The sequence below is a fragment of the Noviherbaspirillum aerium genome, from assembly GCF_008929045.1.
Lineage (GTDB): Bacteria > Pseudomonadota > Gammaproteobacteria > Burkholderiales > Burkholderiaceae_D > Noviherbaspirillum > Noviherbaspirillum aerium.
On sequence record NZ_VFAH01000024.1, the window covers coordinates 68,636 to 85,926 of the forward strand.

Sequence of the window (17,291 nt, forward strand, 5' to 3'; positions counted from 1 at the left end):
TGCGGCATGAATACATGCCGCAAGCCGCACCGATCAAGTCCGCAATTCCAGAGCAGCCGATTCCTTGAACCATCTAATGCGGTCCGCTCTAGCCTCTGCAACCGGCGTATCCCGCCATGGTTCGACATGCTGCAAAAATCAGTGCCCTGCCGGCAAGTCGTTGAGATAACGGCTGCTCCATGCTGCAATGATGTCGGCGACGTATTCGGCGTCGCGGCGACGGGTCAGCAGATGATCGGCATTGTCGAGCGATACGAAACTTTTCGGATGTTTCGCTGCTGCGAATATCCGCGTTGCACTGCCGATGTCGACGGTTTGGTCGAGTGGTGAATGCATGACCATCAATGCACGTCCAAGCATGGTGACGTCCTGCAGAAGCCGTTGTTCCGCCACATCGTCGAGAAACTGTTTCGTAATCCTGAACGGGCGTCCCGCCAGCTGCACCAGGGCTTCGCCTTCCTGCCGAATCTGGTCGACATGTACGGCAAATTGAGCAACAACATGTGCTGGATCACTGGGGGCGCCAATAGTCACGACAGCATTCGTTTCAGGAATGCGTCGGGCAGCGGCCAATACCGCGGCGCCGCCCAAACTATGGCCAATCAATAGCGAAGGAGCCGCGTGGGCGGTACGCAAATGATTTGCCGCAGCAATCAGGTCGTCAAGATTAGACGAGAAATTAGTATTTGCAAACTCGCCCTCGCTTGCTCCAAGCCCGGTAAAGTCGAAACGCAGCACCGCGATTCCATGCGTGGTCAATGCCGAAGCAATTCGGCTGGCGGCGAAGACATCCTTTCCGCAGGTAAAGCAGTGGGCAAATAAAGCATAGTTGCGGGGCGGTCGGGTCGGCAGATCCAGTCTCGCGGCCAGTTTCTGCCCCTGGCTGCCCGGGAAATCAAAACGTCGCATTGCCATTCCTCGTAAAGCGGTTTGCGGGTAGGTGTAAGGAAGAATAGATTTTCCTCGGGAGGCAGGACAAGCTGGGAAAAGCACCGAGTGGCAGGCCACGCCAGTGAAGAACGACCTGCCATGCACCCCACACAGGCCGAGGCGACCTTGCTTTCATCCGCAATCCGCCCTAATGAAGGTTGCAGCCGAATGCACTCGGCAAACCATGGAAAATCCTGTTTGCATCGAAGCCAGATGAATGCGTTGTCGATGCGACCCGCTTCGTGAAAACCCACAAAAACTCAAAGCGGGTTCGGGCAGGAAATCCATGACAGAACAGCTCCTCTGCAGCGCAGGCCCGGCTAACATCCGGCTTCACCGGGAGACAGACGCGCATGGTCGATCTTCGCCAGTATTCCCGCAATCGCAGGAAGTCCGGCCGGCTTGGTAAGGTGCTCATTGAAACCAGCTTCCTTGGAACGCACGCGATCGCTTTCGCTGCCCCAACCGGTCAGCGCGACAAGCATCACGGATTGCATCTCAGGCAGCTGCCGCAACGCTTTTGCCACGGCATAGCCATCCATGTCAGGCATGCCAATATCCAGAAACACCGCATCCGGCTTGAACTCATGAGCGATCTGCAGGGCACGCAGTCCATTGTTGGCCACCCTTGTAGTGTGCCCGCCGATATCCAGCAATGCCGACATGCTGTCGGCAATGTCTTCATTATCATCGACCACAAGCACCCGCACGCCTTGGCGTCTTTCTCCTTCTGCCTGGGGATGAACTGCGGAAGAAGCAGGTATTCCATCAAAGGCAACGCTCTCGGCCAAGGGCAGCCTGACTGTAAAAGCACTTCCCTGATTCGGACCCGGACTCGACGCCGTTACACTTCCGCCATGCAGTTCAACGAGCTGACGCACCAGAGTAAGGCCAATACCCAAACCACCCTGCGAACGCTTCATGTTGCTGTCCACTTGCGCAAACATTTCAAATATGCCGTGCAGCGCTTCGGCGGGAATGCCGAGACCATTGTCAGTGACGGCAATGACGACGTGGCTTTCTTCGCGTTGAACCGTCAACTCGATCCATCCGCCGTGTCCGGTATACTTGGCAGCGTTGTTGAGCAGATTGCTGATTATCTGTGCGATCCGAGTCGGATCGGCATGAACCATCAGCACTTCATCCGGCAACTTTACGTTGAAGCGGTGTCCGCTGGCTTCGATCAGCGGCATGCAGCTCTCGATGGCATTCGCAATAACCGGCTTCAGTTCCACACGTCTGCTCTTGAGCTCGATCTGGCCGCGCGTGATCCGGGCGACATCGAGGAGGTCATCGACAAGATGCACGAGGTGTAGCAATTGCCGTTCCATCATGTCGCGTGTCCTGCCTGTCATCTCGGCATCATCACCGGCCAGTTGCAGGATGTGAAGGCCGTTGCGCAGTGGCGCAAGCGGGTTGCGCAATTCATGTGCAAGCGTCGCCAGGAATTCCGTCTTGCGCCGGTCCATTTCGGCCAGATCGGACGCCAGGCGGAGCAAACGCTCTTCTGTTTCCTTTCGGTCGGTAATGTCCGAGCCCGTCGGAGCAACAAACAGGATATTGCCGTGGTGGTCGGTTACCGGCGCAAGGATCAGGTCGATGGTCCTCATGCGGCCATCCGTGGCGCAATATGGCATTTCCTTGCGAAAGGTGCCGCCGCTCGCCGCCTCCTTGACGCCCTGGCGCACCGTTTCAGTCAAGTCAGATGAACAATCCCACCACCCGCACTCCCAAAACTTTCTGCCGACAAGCTGCTCGCGCGTCAAACCGGTCATCTCCAGGCACGAGCGGTTTGCTTCAATCATTGTTCCGTCGATTGACATGACTCCGGCGAAATAGGAGCCCTGTTCAAAGAAGGTACGAAATTTCGCATTGGTTTCGGCGGCGGCGATGGCTTCACGCACCGCCTGCCGCTCGCGTTCCTCGGCACGCTTTCTTTCATTGACGTCGGCAGCCATGCCGAGGATATGCGGGGAGCCGTCGGCCGCATGCTGAAGCCGGCCAGTCATTTCAACCCAGCGCAGGCTGCCGTCCTCGCGCAAGACGCGGCCCTGAAACGAAAAGCGTTCGCCGCTTGCGACGGTGGCAATTGCCTGACGATGGAATTCGGGAAGATCGTCCTTGTAAAGGAAGTCTTCCGGGTAGCACGCTAAATCCTGCCTCCTGCCGATAGCGACCGGACCTGGCGACGCGCCTTCAAAAATCTGCCGGGCACGGTCGTTTTCCCAGCGCATCCCGCCAGCGGCCGGATCCCATATCCAGATGCCGAGATCCGCCGCTTCCGTGGCAAGGCGTACCCGCGCCTCGCTTGCCGCGAGCCTGTCATTGCTGGCCTGGAGCTCTTCAGCGGCAAGCTGTTCGGCCGTCGCATTTCGGAAAATCTTTGCGTAGCCGCGCAGTTCGCCGGCTGGGTCATTCAAAGGCACCATCACACCATCTGCAAAAAAACGCGTCCCATCCTTGCAAATATGCCAGCGCCGGTTTTCGCTGCGGCCGGTCTCTTTCGCCATGCGCATTTCATATGCAGGCCGGCCCGCGACGCGGTCTTCCGGCGTAAAGATGATGGCGGCAGAACGTCCGACAGCCTCGGCGGCAAGCCATCCCGTAATGGCTTCTGCCCCGCCTTCCCATTCCGTCACGATGCCGTTCGGGTCGGTGACGACAAATGCATAATCCTTGCTGTTGTCGAGGATCAGGCGGATGCGTTGATCCTTGGCATTCAAGGCGGCTCGGTGCCGCTCCTGCTGGATCCGCGCCAGTTCCGCATTCTTGCGGTAAAGTTCGACAAAGAACGATACCTTCGCGCGCAACACCGAAGGTACCAGCGGTTTTGTCAGATAATCGACCGCGCCTAAGGCATAGGCTTCCTCGATAGGGAAATGGTCGTCGATGGCAGCGGTCTGGAACAGGATGGGCGTACGACTCGATGCGGAACGCTGACGTATGCGCCGCGCCGTTTCGAAGCCGCTGATGGTCGGCATTCGCACATCCAGCAGAATGGCAGCGAAATCCGCCTGTTCCACCTTGCTCAGCGCCTCCTCTCCGGAACGAGCCCGCACGACATTCTCGCCGAGCCGTTCGAGCACCGCTTCCAGCGCCAGCAGGTTGGCCGGCTCATCGTCCACGATAAGGATATTGACGGCGTCGCTTCGCGTCATTACTTTTCTCCAACGGGATGCAATTTACATAGAGCCATCCGGCGCCGCCGCACTTGCATGTTCTTCTGCGGTTTGTCTGCATGGGCAGCGTACCCGGCGTCAAATGAAGACGCGGCCCCTGCGGCACGAAATGGCCTTGCCAAACACAGGCACCGGCGCGGCAGGGAAAGAATTCTCTCCATACGATCCCACGATAAGCTAGCTCATCGGTGTTGAAACCGGAACATCAGGGAGCACGCGGTGTTTCAGCCAAACCGGCAGGCGTTGTCGCACAAATCTCTCGTATCAGGTGCGATACCTGCGCGATTTGGGTGCAATTGGCATTATGACGGCATGGCGAATCATTCTACTGTCGTTGCACAATGAAAGGCCTTTCCAGCGCCCTTCTGATGTCTCTGTACCCGCTTACTGGAATGCGTGGTTTGATCCCCCCGCTATCAGGGCCTCTGAGATTGTCAATGCATGCAATCCCCTATCGCCCGCACACCAGCGAACCTCAAGCAGCACGGAGCATATTTATCGCAGCAAAATTGCGCCCCGTCATTCTTTGCCCGCCGGTCTTTGCGCTGTCACAAATAAATTCGAATAGCTCGATATAAAGTTCTTCATAAGGGCGAACGCCGGAAACAAAAACTGTCTTGCGCGCGTCTACGCAGAAACGGCTACTGACATGCCTTATCCGTCGATCTCGCGGAGGGTGTGCCAGATCAAGAGAAGGTAGCCTTACGCGATGGGCACCAGATGAAAAAGCAATCCCTCTATAGCAAATCGGTGCGCCCGCGTCGCGGGGACAAGTCCGCCGATGACAAAGCTCACCCTCAGGAACAGTTTCAGCATCGGCCATCGCAAACAACACAGGCGTCATCCGCACAGGCGCCGCCGGCCGCGTCCATTGACCCCGCGCCGGCGGCTCCAGCTTCGCCGGTCGCCGCTGTCAAGCCCAGGCGTTTCAACAGATCACGCGCTTTTGCAGTCCGTCATGAAAAGCTGCTGCTGGTGCTTTCTTCCGTTCTCCTGAGCCTGTTGCTTGCGTTCACCTACCTGGGGACGCTGCCCAAAGAGCGCAAGCTGACGCAAAAGGATATTGATGCCGCCGTCCTGCACACTTTGGAAAACAAGACGCTGCCGTCCGCGGAGGTCAAGGCCTTTGAAAGAATACGGCCCTCCGTTGTACGCGTCACGCAAGTCGGCGATGACAAGTCCCCATCAAAGGGCAAAACCCTTGGTGTCGGCACCGGAGTTGTGGTGGTCGACAAGGGCGTCATTCTTACCAATCTGCATGTGGTAGCCGGCGCGGAAAAACTGCAGATCGACTTTGCGGATGGAACCAGGTCCGATGCCGTCATCATCGGGCAGCAACCCGAGAACGACCTCGCCGTCTTGCAGGCAAGCAAGGTGCCGGATGATCTGATTCCTGCGACGCTGCGCTCCACGAAGGGTTTGGCAATCGGGGAGAAGGTCATGGCGGTCGGCTTTCCTTTCAATATCGGTCCGTCGGCATCATCGGGCATCATCTCGGGCCTCAAACGCAATTATCAGGCGGAAGATGAAAAGCGCGTGCTGGCGAACCTGATCCAGTTCGACGCGGCAGCCAATCCCGGAAATTCGGGAGGGCCGCTGATCACGATGAGCGGCGAAGTGGTCGGCATCGTGACCGCCATTCTCAGCCCGAATCCGCAAGGTTCATTTATTGGAATCGGTTTTGCCGTACCGATCGAAACCGCGGCAGCGGCCGCCGGCGAGGCGCCTTTCTAAAACGCAGCATCAACCAGGCAGAGGTCCATGGAAGACAGAGAGAAAAGCAGCAATGAAGTATCGCGCCAGATGGAACAGGTGCTGTACGAAGTCAAGCGCGTGGTCGTGGGACAGGACCATTTCCTGGAACGCGTGCTGGTGGCGATTCTTGCGCGAGGCCATCTCCTGGTGGAAGGCGTGCCCGGTCTGGCCAAGACACTGACCGTCAAGACGCTTGCAAGAACGATTCAGGGCAGTTTCCGGCGCATCCAGTTTACGCCTGACCTTGTTCCGGCCGATCTGATAGGCACCCGGATCTATAACCAGAAGACCGGCGAGTTCACCACCACGCTCGGCCCGGTGTTTGCCAATCTGATCCTCGCCGATGAAATCAATCGCGCGCCGGCCAAGGTACAAAGCGCGTTGCTTGAAGTCATGCAGGAGTGCCAGGTCACCATTGCCGGCGAAACGCACCTGGTTCCCAAGCCCTTCCTTGTCATGGCCACCCAGAATCCAATCGAGACCGAAGGCACCTATCCCTTGCCGGAAGCCCAGGTTGACCGTTTCATGATGAAAGTCCTGGTGGATTACCCCACCGAGGAAGAGGAATTCGTGATCGTCAACCGGGTGACGGGAGAAGCGCCCGATCTTGGCGCGGTCACATCCACCATGCAGCTTGCGCAACTGCAGCAGCAGTGCCGGGAATGCTATGTCGATCCTTCGCTGGTGCATTACGCTGTGCGCCTGGTGGCAGCCACCCGGAATCCGGATCGCTACAACGTTCCCAACCTGGCCCATTACCTCAACTGCGGCGCGAGCCCGCGTGCTTCGATTCACCTGATCGAGGGCGCCCGTGCGCTTGCACTGCTGCGCGGACGGCATCATGTGCGTCCGGAAGATGTTTCCGACCTCGTGCCCGACGTGTTGCGGCATCGCTTGTCGCTGACCTATGAGGCGCTGGCCGACGCCATCACGCCGGATCAGATCATTCATCGCATCATGAAACACATACCTGCACCGGAAAGGCTCTTGGAAACCCATGTCCGACTTAACGCGAACGCCTGAATCGCTGCTCCGGCGCATCGAGCTGACCATCATCCGCCAGCTCGACGGAATGCTGCACGGCGACTATCACTCGCTGTTCCGCGGCGTCGGCCTGGATCTGGCCGACCTGCGCGAGTACCAGTATCACGACGATGTCCGGCATATCGACTGGAATGTGACAGCAAGGCTGCAGACGCCGTATGTGCGTGAATACTACGAGGAGCGCGACCTGAACGCCTGGTTTCTGCTTGACCTCAGTTCATCGGAAGACTTCGGTTCCGGTGAAGTGACCAAGCGCTCACAGGCGGCCGAGGCGGTCGCCGTACTGGCGAGCGTTCTGAGCCGGCATTCGAATCGGGTGGGGGCGCTGTTCTATGGCTCCAATGTCGACACGGTTATTCCCGCAGGCAACGGACGCCGGCATGTGCTTCAGATCCTGCACCGGATGATGGCCAGAGAGAAAGGCGTGCAGTCCGAGACGACCCGGCTGCATGACCTGCTGCAAACCGCGGCCCAGGTGATGAAGCGCCGCTCGCTGGTGTTCGTTGTGTCCGATTTCATTACCCAGCCGGGTTGGGAAAAGCCGTTGGCCCTGCTCGGCCAGCGGCACGACATCATTGCGCTGCGACTGTACGATCCGCTGGAAATGGAACTGCCCGACCTCGGCCTTCTGACGATCCAGGATGCCGAGACCGCAGAACAATTGCTGGTCGATACCCATGACCGTGGTTTCCGCAGCCGCTTTGCGGCCGCCGTGACGCGGCGCGAGGACGAATTGCATGCGGCATTCGATTATGCCGGCGTGGATGTCCTTGAATTGTCCACCGAGGACAATGTCCTCGATGCACTGCTGCGTTTTTCCGACTTGCGCAAAGGGCGCAGCCGCTTGCATGCGGGCAGATCGCTGCCACCGCATCTGGAGAGACGATGACATTTCTCTGGCCTGAATTACTCTGGGCACTGATCTGCGTACCGCTGCTGATCGGTCTTTACATCTTCCTGCTGCGCCGGAGGAAGAAACTTGCGGTCCGCTACGCCGGCCTGTCGATCGTCAAGGAAGCGATGGGCGCATCCCAGCATTGGAGACGCCACATTCCGCCGGCTCTGTTCCTGCTGGCGTTTACCGGCATGCTGCTTGCCATGGCGCGGCCGGCGGCGCTGGTGACACTGCCTTCGCAATACGAAACCGTGATCCTGGCGATCGATGTTTCGGGCAGCATGCGTGCCAGCGACGTGCAGCCGACCCGGATTGCCGCCGCGCAGGAAGCGGTGCGCGGCTTCGTTGAAAAGCAGCCACGCCATACCCGTATCGGCGTGGTGACTTTCGCCGGGACCGCTGCCGTGACTCAGGCACCGACGGAAAACCGGGAAGACATTCTTGCGGCCATCAACCGCATCCAGTTGCAGCGGGCGACAGCGATCGGCAGCGGCATCCTGGTTTCGCTGAAGGCCATCTTTCCCGAAGTGGAATTCGACCTCAATTCCAGCGATCCGCGCCCGAAGGAGTCACGCAATGGATCGGGCGGACGTTCAATCAATGAAGCTTCGGCCGAAAAGAAACCCGAGCACAAGCCGGTGCCGCCGGGCTCCTACACGTCGGCCGCCATCATTCTTCTGACCGATGGCCAGACCACCACAGGACCGGATCCGGTCGAATCATCGCTGATGGCCGCGGAACGCGGCGTAAGGGTCTTTACCGTCGGTGTGGGCACGCCCGAGGGTGAGGTTGTTGCCGGCGAGGGCTGGTCGATGCATGTGCGTCTGGATGAAGAGTCCCTGAAAAAAATAGCAGGTGTGACGGGGGCTCAGTATTTCTATGCCGGCACCGCCAACGAACTGACCCAGGTATACAAGATGCTGAATTCCAAGCTGACGCTTGAGCGCAAGGAAACCGAAATCACCGCCTTTTTCGCCGCCGGCGCCGCCTTGCTTGCCTTGCTGTCCGCCTTGCTGTCGATGCTATGGTTTAACCGCATCCTCTGACGAAAACACCAGATATTCGAGCCGGGTTTCTCCAGCGCCTGCAGCCATGCAGGCGCTCTTATTTTGCCAAGCGGATGTTGACGAGGTAAGCAACGCAGTTATCGCTTTTTGATTGTTCCACTCTGCAAAACATAAATTCCTATTTTAAAACACTGCAGCGATAAGAAATTCATCTTTGCGTTGCGTAGGAAGGCCGGGACATGGCATGTTCCACATAGCTATTTCTCCCATGCCACTTAACTATTACGCCATAATAAAATTTAATCTTTACATCACACAGCGGGCACTGTTAGGATAAATCATTATTCTGGAATTATGTTTCGCACTGCAGAACTAACGGCGGGACGCAGCAGCACAGCGGACTACCCCCAGGCAAGCGAAACGCTACCGCCGATGGCAATCCAGTGCAACGCATTGACGCTCGAGAAGGAAAACATGTCTGATCGCCACCTGGCTTTCTGGCCAGCATTACAGCCGCGGCATCTCACCATACCGCAAACGCATCTGTTCTATAACGTCGAAGTGTCGGCGACACGTTTTCCCGACAAGCCCTACCTCATCTATTACGGCACGCCGCTCAGCTATGCCCAGTTCCGCGATGAAGCCGAGCGCATTGCCGGTTACCTGCAGCAGCAGTGCGGCGTGAAGAAAGGCGACCGCGTTCTGCTTTATCTGCAGAACAGTCCGCAATTCATCCTTGCCTATTACGGTATCCTCCGGGCCGACGCCGTGGTCGTGCCGGTCAATCCCATGAACCGCACGACCGAATTGCGCCACTATGTGGAGGACACCGGAGCGAAGACGGCCATCGTGCCGCAGGACCTGTATGCGCAGATGTCGCCCCTGCTTGGCGACGGACTGGAAAATATCCTGGTCGCAGCCTATTCCGATTACCTGAAACAGCCGACCGACCTTCGCATGCCGGATTTCGTCAGCGCACCGCGCGAAAACATCAGCGGCAATGGCGTCACGCTCTGGGCGGACATGCTTGAGCGCAATCTGCGTCCGGGGCCGATGACGGCGGGTCCGGATGATCTCTGCGTAATGCCCTACACCTCCGGCACGACAGGCCACCCCAAGGGCTGCATGCATACCCATGCAAGCGTGATGTACAGCATCGTGGCCAGCATGCAATGGTTTAGCTCGCATCAGGATGCAGTGATGCTGTCGGTGCTGCCCTTCTTCCACGTGACCGGCATGCAGGGAAGCATGAGCGGTCCTCTCTATCTCGGCAGCACCATTGTTGTACTGTCGCGCTGGGATCGGGATGTGGCCAGCGAATGCATACAGCGCTATCGCATTACCTCGCTCCAGGTGATTTCCACCATGGTTGTGGATATGCTGGCCAACCCGCGCATTGGCGAGTACGACCTCTCGAGCCTGCGCGGAATACGGGGCGGCGGCGCCGCGATGCCGGCTGCGGTGGCGAAGAAACTTGATGATCTGGTAGGACTGCCGTACGTCGAAGGCTACGGCATGTCGGAAACCATCGCAGCCACGCATATCAACCCGCTCCATCGCCCCAAACGCCAGTGCCTGGGCATTCCAATTTACGATGTCGATGCCCGCGTCGTCGACCCCGCGGATTTTCATGAGCTTCCGCCGGGCGAGGTCGGCGAGATCGTGGTGCATGCACCGAACGTCATGCAAGGCTACTGGAATCATCCGGAGGCCACGCGTGAAGCCTTCATCGAACTGGATGGCAAGCGCTTCCTGCGCACCGGCGATCTCGCGACGACCGATGAGGAGGGTTATTTCTTTATGGTCGACCGGCTCAAGCGCATGATCAATGCGTCCGGCTTCAAGGTATGGCCGGCCGAGGTGGAGGCCCTGATGTATCAGCATCCCGCGATTCAGGAAGCCTGCGTGATCGCGGCACGCGACCCCAAGCGCGGAGAAACGGTGAAGGCCATGATTGTCCTGAAGGACAGCCATCGCGGCCAGGTGTCGGAACAGGAAATCGTCGACTGGGCTCACCAGAACATGGCGGCCTACAAGAGTCCGCGCATTGTGCAATTCGTTGACGCCCTGCCGAAGTCGCCGACCGGGAAAATCCAGTGGCGCGAATTGCAGGAGAAGGAAAACACGGCCTGAAGCGACTGCAACCTCTCTCAACGGACCCAGAGCCGGAACAAGACAGCAAACGGTGGAGACAACATGCGATTTGACAAACGGGTAGCAATCATTACCGGTGCTGCCAGCGGCATCGGCCGGGCCACGGCGCAACGACTCTTCAATGAAGGAGCATCGGTGATCCTGGTGGATCGCAACGAGGAGGCACTTGCACAGGTGGCGGCACAATTGAATGATGCCGCAAGGGTAGACTTCCGTGCGCTCGACATTGCACAGGAAGCGCAGGTCGAGCAATGCGTCACGGAGGCATTCAAGCGGTTCGGCCGCATTGATGCCTTGTGCAACAACGCCGGCATCTCCGGCGGAGACTATTCCCCGATCACGGAAACCAATACCGAAGTCTGGCAACAGATCATCGCGGTCAACATCATGGGTGCGGTCCACTTCACGAAATACGCGGCCCGCATCATGCGTGAACAGGGAAGCGGTGCCATCGTCAATACCGCATCGGTTGCCGGCATACGCTCCGGCGCCGGCGGCAATGCCTACAGCGCCTCCAAGGCGGCTGTCATCAACCTGACCATGACCAGCGCCTGCGACCTCGGCCAATTCAATGTCCGCGTCAATGCCGTCTGTCCCGGCCTGATCGAAACCGGAATGACCGCACCCGTGTTCGAGCGGGCTCGCGCAGCGCAAAAGGAAGACAAGCTGGGATCGCGCTGCGAGTTGCGGCGCTATGGACGGCCGGAGGAAGTCGCCGCCGTCATCGCCTTCCTTGCCAGCGACGATGCCAGTTATGTCACCGGCCAGGCCTTGCCGGTCGATGGCGGCAATACGGCCTCGCTCAATCTGCCCGGCATGAAAGTGTAATCCGGCTTACTTCATTCAAGCAGCACCCGCAGTACCATGCCCGTCCAGTGCAGGGAAGCGCTTTTGCCCGCGTATCGGAGGGACATGCAATATTAAAAACCTCTAATAATTCAAGGAGACATTGAATGAGATTCGACCGAAAAGGCGTTCGTCCCGGCAGGCCGCTTCTGCTTGCCGCCATCGTCGGCATGGCACTCGCCGGATGCGGCGGTGATAATGAAGACCGCAACCGCATTCTGACCGACCGGGGTGAGGTACTCGGCAATGAAACCGCGAGCATGCGCCAGTATCTCGGCATTCCCTATGCGGCCCCGCCGACCGGTGCGCGCCGCTGGAGGGCGCCGGAAGCGCCGGCGGCATGGACCACCGCGCGCGACGCCACCAAGTTTGGAAGCGGCTGCCCCCAGACCGGCGGAGCCTTCGGCGCCGCCAGCACCAATGAAGACTGCCTCTACCTGAATGTATTTACGCCCAAGGGCGACGGCCCCTTCCCTGTCATGGTCTGGATCCACGGCGGGGCCTTTGTATCCGGCTCCGGCGACAGCTACGATGCAAGCAAGCTTGTTGCCCAAGGCGTTGCGGTGGTCACGATCAACTACCGTCTCGGCCATCTCGGCTTCCTCGCTCATCCCGCACTGAGCGCGGAACAAGGAGGATCTTCCGGAAACTACGGCTTGATGGACCAGCAGGCGGCGCTGCGCTGGGTGAAGAACAATATCGCGCAATTCCGCGGCGATCCGAACAATGTGACTATCTTCGGCGAATCGGCCGGCGGACTCAGCGTGCAATCCCAACTCGCTTCGCCGCTGGCTTCCGGTCTTTTCAACAAGGCGATTGTCCAGAGCGGCTCCTACAATCTGGACCAGCCTGCCCTGACGCAAGCACAGGCCGGCGGCACGGCCGTTGCGAACGCCGCCGGCTGCACCGACCAAAGCGCAAGCTGCCTGCGCGCACTGCCGGTCGAGCAGATTCTGCAACGCCAGGCGGGTGCCAATGTTGTGCCGACGATCGACAACAGGGTGCTGCCGCAGACCTTGCGCTCGGCATTTGCCTCCGGCACTTTCAACAAGGTGCCAGTCATCGAAGGCAACAATGCCGATGAATACAGCCTTCTCTCGGCGGCGCGCATGGATCTCGTGCCGTCAGTCGGTCCGGTGACTGCGACGAACTACCAGGCACGCGTCAGCAGTCTGATTGCCGCCTCGGGCAAGACCTTCGAGCAGGTGAACGCACAATATCCGCTGACCGCCTATGCGACCCCGGTCGAGGCTTATGACGCGATTGCAACAGACCTGCTGTTTGCCTGCTCCGGCCGCACCTCGGCAAGGCTCAAGAGCGCAAGCGGCACGAATGTCTATGCCTATGAGTTCAATGATCCGAATGCGCCGATGATCTATCTCCCGCCCGCAACCCGTCCGCGCTGGGGTGCTTACCATGCGGCCGAGATACAGTACCTGTTCCCGACCAGCCGCTCCAACGTGACCTACACCGCTGCTCAGCAAGCCTTGTCCAATCAGATGGTGGCGTACTGGACCGCCTTTGCCAAGAACAGCAACCCGAACGGCACCGGTCCGACATGGGCGCAGTACACCGGTTCGAACGACGCCTATCAGTCGCTCGAACCGGGAGCATCGCGCACAGTGACGAACTTTGCCGAAAGGCACAAGTGCGCGTTCTGGACAGGCGCGTGATGCGCAAGGAAACAAGGCTGTGAAATCGGAGATGCGGGCGCTCGCGCCAGCATCTTCCTGCAGCGGATGGAAATCGCCCATACGGATGCATACAGGGCATTTCTGCATATGCCGGTTCCGGGCAAGTCCGGGCGCCGTAATGGTGCCCGCTCTTGCCCGCCGTTGCAGTGGCCCATCTGCTCATTCCGTTTATCGGCTTCGTTTTTGTCGATACTAAGGGTATGTTCTGAGCTGACACCGGTTCGGCTTATCAAAGCCTGCCTTTGCCATTAGCATCTGTGCCACTGCGCATCCTTGAACACAGGAAGACGCATCAGGACATGGCACCGGATAAGAATTGAAATGACGATACAAAGGCAGCTTGCAGCAGAAGGACTTGGAACCGCCATACTGGCGGCAATGGCCATCGGTTCGGCCATGATGGCCGAGCGTCTGGGAGGCAGTCCCTTAACCGCCCTGTTGGCATGCTCGCTCGTCTGCGGTCTCGGCTTGTTCGCCCTGCTTGCCTGTTTCGGAAACATATCGGGTGCGCATTTCAATCCTGTTCTGACCTTGTCCGAAGTCGTGCGCGGGCAGATTGCAGCACCGTTAGCCGCGGGATATATCGCCGTCCAGTGCATTGGAGCGCTTTCAGGAGTCGCCGCAGCCCATGTCATGTTCAATGCTCCGGCATTCGAAGCGGCGACGATTGCTCGTTCGACTTCGGGACACTGGATAGGCGAGTTCATCGCGGCTTTCGGCCTGATCGGCGTCTGCATCGGAAGTACGCGCCACGGTGACAGGATCATGCCGTTCGCCGTCGCTGCCTATGTCATTGCAGCATTCTGGTTCACGCCATCGTCGGCGTTTCTGAATCCTGCGATGACGCTCGCAAAAGCCGTGACAGCATCTCCTGCAGGAATACGATTAAGCGATGTCCCGAGCCTTGTAACCGCACAGTTGTGCGGCGGCCTGGCGTCTACCTTGCTGTTCAGCTGGCTGTATCCTAACCAAACATCCGAACACACCTCGGGACCCGCATCGGTCATGTGCAACGCAGGCCTCGATACGCAGACTGTGCGGGCGAGTCTGCATCGGTAGGTCCATGTCGAAAAGAAGATGCCCATCTTCTACTGCTCATGTATCCTGCTTGGTGCACTTGCTGAAAACTCTCCTGCCTGCGATTGAGTACAATAGCCGGTCCGCAACCGCAAGCCTCATGCGCTATCCATGGATACCGTCAATGCGCCGCCCCGCGCCCAGCCCCAATCGTTAACCGACCTCTTCACGTCATTTACCTTCCTTGCGCTGCAAGGCTTTGGCGGCGTCCTTGCGGTCGTCCAGCATAATCTGGTGGAAAAGAAGCACTGGCTGACGAAAGATGAATTTGTTGAAGAATGGGCAGTAGCGCAGATAATGCCGGGTCCCAATGTAGTCAATCTGGCGCTGATCATCGGCGGCCGCTATTTCGGATTGCGTGGAGCGTTGACCGCCCTCGCAGGAATGCTGCTCGTGCCCTTGATGCTGTTGCTTGCGCTTGCGATCATCTATGCACATGTCGCCGACCATCCTGGAATCGCGGGCGCACTCCGCGGCATGGGTGCCGTGGCGGCTGGATTGATTGGAGCCAGCGGGCTGAAACTGGCGAGCATCCTCAGAACACATCCCTTGGGTCTCCCTCTCGCCATCGTGTTCTGTGTATCAACGCTGGTCGTGGTCGCAGCCTTTCGCTGGCCGCTGTATGTCGTACTGCCGGTATTCGGAGGCCTCTCCTGCCTTCTTACCTACCGAAAGCTCAAGCCATGAATACGGCCATTGCAATCGATCTGTATTGGTCCGACTGGCTTGGCCTGTTCGGACACTATCTCCTGCTTTCAATGCTCTCCATAGGCGGGGCCATCTCGACGACCAGTGAAATGCATCGCTATCTTGTCGAAGACCATCATTGGCTCAGTGCCAGCCAGTTCAATGCATCGATCGCCATCGCGCAGGCCGCGCCGGGACCGAACGTTCTCTTCGTGGCATTAATGGGATGGAATGTAGGCATGAACGCCGGCGGGATGCCTAGCGCGTTTCTCGGTATGCTGGTGACCATGACGGGTATTCTGCTGCCAAGCACCACGCTGACTTACCTCGCCGCTCAATGGGGACACCGCAACCGCCAGCTGCGGGCGGTACGCGCTTTCAAGGTAGGCATGGGGCCGATCGTCATCGCCTTATTGCTGGCGACAAGCTGGGTTCTCGCAAACACCAATGCGCAAGGGCTTCCCGGCGGGGAGTGGAAATTGTGGCTGATATCGATTCTGTCCGCTCTTCTCATCTGGCAGACCAAGATACATTTGCTGGTTTTATTGGGTATGGGTGCATTGCTGGGCGCGCTCGGACTACTCTAGACTGTGTCTGGTAAATGTTGCGAGCGGTCCGGAGTCGTATCAGGACACACAGGCTTACGCACATACGCCGAGCAAGACAGGCGCCGATGTGGACCGCGCAGCAGCTTGGCAAACACGGTCTATCCGCCAGTTCGCGCGTTAATCAACCGGCGAAGACCAGCAGCACTTGATGCTATGAAACGGGAAGCCGAGACTGGATATTTAAATTCATTACCCCGAGGAGTGATGGCACACCGTCATATCAGGTGAACGGCGTCAGGCGAGTGATGAAACTGCCGCGCGTAGCCGGACCGGCATGCAACCCGGTCCGGGGGCAGAGGCGTGGCGATGCAACATGGCGAACTCGGCACCCGGGGCGGTGGCTAGGAGGACTCGGCGTTCCCACAACGCAGTACTGCGGAAAAATGTGCCTGCATCGTCAGTACAGTCAGACCGAAGACGCTTGAGACTGTGCAGACACTTGGCTGTCATGTACGGCTGAGTTCTTCGAGAAATATTCGAAGGAAGTGCCGGCTTATCGGATCTGCATCAACTATGGCAATGCCGCTGCGATATAGATTTCCAGGCAGCTTGGAAGTATGTGTCACCATGCCCCAGACATTAATTCTTCTTCGCTCATGCAAAGTCTGAAGCTCAAAAGCCACTGCGCATGCGTTGTTCGGTGCAATTTGCGCTTCGCTGACGAGGCCTATGCCTCCAAGCGAAATTTCGATTGTGCGTACGGGTATGACGGGCAGCTCGGGCAATAATATTTTTGCGGGCACCGTGAACGGTATTCGTAGAGATCTTCTGCGCTCAATGGTGGAAGTGGCTTCCATGCGGTTTCACGGTGACGGGCTGATTTGAATTTATGTAGCTGGCGTTTGATCGATCAAACAAGAAAATCATTTCCAACCAGTAAGTATCCCACATTTGTTTAACTTCCGTGCACTTGGCTCGAGTTCCTGAACCAGCATGCAGATCGCTCCCATTTGTCCGTTAAGACTCATGCTCACTCACCAAAAGACTGCTTCTCACCAAACTCGCTCTTTTTGATGCATGCATGAAATTGGAGCAGACACAAGCAAGGAAGGGTTCGAGATGAGATGCAGCACAGCACGAAGCGTGCTGTACATCTAATGTGACCATGGCGTATGGTCTCCGCATCTTCCGTGCTTGCTGTGCCGGCAAAAGAATCAAGCACCGGGAAACCGGGTACAACAAGCAGCCTGAACACCTTGCCTGACATTATGGTTCATACAGGATGGCGTTCCCGAGCACGCGGAATCGGCGTATCGCCATGCCAGCGACAGTCCTCATGGCAGACACGCCGAGCATGTCGATTGCTGCCCCCTATGCGGCATGCATTGCGCACGCGCAAAGCAAACAGCCCTGCGTCCATGAGGAGGCAGGGCTGATGCGGTAGAACTAGCCTGACGATGACCTACTTTCACACT

Annotated in this window: 13 protein-coding genes; 10 read left to right on the top strand and 3 right to left on the bottom strand. The window is 58.2% G+C overall.

Annotated features, from left to right (window positions below):
- Positions 1 to 138 precede the first annotated feature (138 nt).
- Together FH061_RS24405 and FH061_RS24410 are read right to left on the bottom strand one after the other, a co-directional pair.
- Positions 139 to 915, bottom strand: a complete 777-nt coding sequence (locus FH061_RS24405; protein ID WP_151638444.1) for an alpha/beta hydrolase family protein — start codon at positions 913 to 915, stop codon at positions 139 to 141.
- Positions 916 to 1,250: 335 nt separating this feature from the next.
- Entirely contained in the window at positions 1,251 to 4,088 is a 2,838-nt protein-coding gene (locus FH061_RS24410) for a response regulator (RefSeq protein ID WP_151638445.1), read from the bottom strand.
- A gap of 741 nt (positions 4,089 to 4,829) precedes the next feature.
- Here FH061_RS24410 and FH061_RS24415 point away from each other — a divergent pair.
- The 10 genes from FH061_RS24415 to FH061_RS24460 all read left to right on the top strand — a co-directional run bounded on the left by FH061_RS24415 (position 4,830) and on the right by FH061_RS24460 (position 15,855).
- A complete protein-coding gene (locus tag FH061_RS24415) occupies positions 4,830 to 5,843 on the top strand; it encodes a S1C family serine protease (protein WP_151638446.1) in 1,014 nt (337 codons plus the stop codon).
- A 27-nt stretch (positions 5,844 to 5,870) separates the two neighbouring features.
- Positions 5,871 to 6,887, top strand: a complete 1,017-nt coding sequence (locus FH061_RS24420) for an AAA family ATPase (protein ID WP_225984850.1) — start codon at positions 5,871 to 5,873, stop codon at positions 6,885 to 6,887.
- Positions 6,862 to 7,797, top strand: a complete 936-nt coding sequence (locus tag FH061_RS24425) for a DUF58 domain-containing protein (protein ID WP_151638447.1) — start codon at positions 6,862 to 6,864, stop codon at positions 7,795 to 7,797. Before FH061_RS24420 ends, FH061_RS24425 begins: the two co-directional genes overlap by 26 nt.
- Positions 7,794 to 8,849: a VWA domain-containing protein gene (locus FH061_RS24430; protein WP_151638448.1), complete on the top strand. Its 1,056-nt coding sequence runs from the start codon at positions 7,794 to 7,796 to the stop codon at positions 8,847 to 8,849. The genes FH061_RS24425 and FH061_RS24430 overlap by 4 nt, the downstream gene beginning before the upstream one ends.
- Positions 8,850 to 9,284: 435 nt before the next feature.
- A complete protein-coding gene (locus FH061_RS24435; protein ID WP_151638449.1) occupies positions 9,285 to 10,943 on the top strand; it encodes a long-chain fatty acid--CoA ligase in 1,659 nt (552 codons plus the stop codon).
- Positions 10,944 to 11,006: 63 nt separating this feature from the next.
- Positions 11,007 to 11,792 carry an SDR family NAD(P)-dependent oxidoreductase gene (locus FH061_RS24440; RefSeq protein WP_151638450.1) on the top strand — a complete coding sequence of 262 codons (786 nt, stop codon included), beginning with the start codon at positions 11,007 to 11,009 and terminating at the stop codon, positions 11,790 to 11,792.
- Positions 11,793 to 11,917: 125 nt separating this feature from the next.
- Complete coding sequence (locus FH061_RS24445; RefSeq protein ID WP_151638451.1) at positions 11,918 to 13,483, top strand: carboxylesterase/lipase family protein; 1,566 nt, start codon at positions 11,918 to 11,920, stop codon at positions 13,481 to 13,483.
- 342 nt (positions 13,484 to 13,825) lie between these two features.
- A complete protein-coding gene (locus tag FH061_RS24450) occupies positions 13,826 to 14,563 on the top strand; it encodes an aquaporin (RefSeq protein ID WP_151638452.1) in 738 nt (245 codons plus the stop codon).
- 129 nt (positions 14,564 to 14,692) lie between these two features.
- Complete coding sequence (locus tag FH061_RS24455; RefSeq protein WP_151638453.1) at positions 14,693 to 15,268, top strand: chromate transporter; 576 nt, start codon at positions 14,693 to 14,695, stop codon at positions 15,266 to 15,268.
- Complete coding sequence (locus tag FH061_RS24460; protein ID WP_151638454.1) at positions 15,265 to 15,855, top strand: chromate transporter; 591 nt, start codon at positions 15,265 to 15,267, stop codon at positions 15,853 to 15,855. Before FH061_RS24455 ends, FH061_RS24460 begins: the two co-directional genes overlap by 4 nt.
- A gap of 467 nt (positions 15,856 to 16,322) precedes the next feature.
- On the opposite strand, the gene FH061_RS24465 is transcribed toward FH061_RS24460, so the two are convergent.
- A complete protein-coding gene (locus FH061_RS24465; protein ID WP_151638455.1) occupies positions 16,323 to 16,673 on the bottom strand; it encodes a PilZ domain-containing protein in 351 nt (116 codons plus the stop codon).
- Positions 16,674 to 17,291: the final 618 nt, after the last annotated feature.

Coding starts and splice junctions, on each gene's coding strand:
- FH061_RS24420 (WP_225984850.1), top strand. CDS start 5,871: ATGGAAGACAGAGAGAAAAGCAGCAATGAAGTATCGCGCCAGATGGAA.
- FH061_RS24440 (WP_151638450.1), top strand. CDS start 11,007: ATGCGATTTGACAAACGGGTAGCAATCATTACCGGTGCTGCCAGCGGC.
- FH061_RS24455 (WP_151638453.1), top strand. CDS start 14,693: ATGGATACCGTCAATGCGCCGCCCCGCGCCCAGCCCCAATCGTTAACC.
- FH061_RS24465 (WP_151638455.1), bottom strand. CDS start 16,673: ATGGAAGCCACTTCCACCATTGAGCGCAGAAGATCTCTACGAATACCG.
- FH061_RS24445 (WP_151638451.1), top strand. CDS start 11,918: ATGAGATTCGACCGAAAAGGCGTTCGTCCCGGCAGGCCGCTTCTGCTT.
- FH061_RS24425 (WP_151638447.1), top strand. CDS start 6,862: ATGTCCGACTTAACGCGAACGCCTGAATCGCTGCTCCGGCGCATCGAG.
- FH061_RS24405 (WP_151638444.1), bottom strand. CDS start 915: ATGGCAATGCGACGTTTTGATTTCCCGGGCAGCCAGGGGCAGAAACTG.
- FH061_RS24460 (WP_151638454.1), top strand. CDS start 15,265: ATGAATACGGCCATTGCAATCGATCTGTATTGGTCCGACTGGCTTGGC.
- FH061_RS24450 (WP_151638452.1), top strand. CDS start 13,826: ATGACGATACAAAGGCAGCTTGCAGCAGAAGGACTTGGAACCGCCATA.
- FH061_RS24435 (WP_151638449.1), top strand. CDS start 9,285: ATGTCTGATCGCCACCTGGCTTTCTGGCCAGCATTACAGCCGCGGCAT.
- FH061_RS24430 (WP_151638448.1), top strand. CDS start 7,794: ATGACATTTCTCTGGCCTGAATTACTCTGGGCACTGATCTGCGTACCG.
- FH061_RS24415 (WP_151638446.1), top strand. CDS start 4,830: ATGAAAAAGCAATCCCTCTATAGCAAATCGGTGCGCCCGCGTCGCGGG.
- FH061_RS24410 (WP_151638445.1), bottom strand. CDS start 4,088: ATGACGCGAAGCGACGCCGTCAATATCCTTATCGTGGACGATGAGCCG.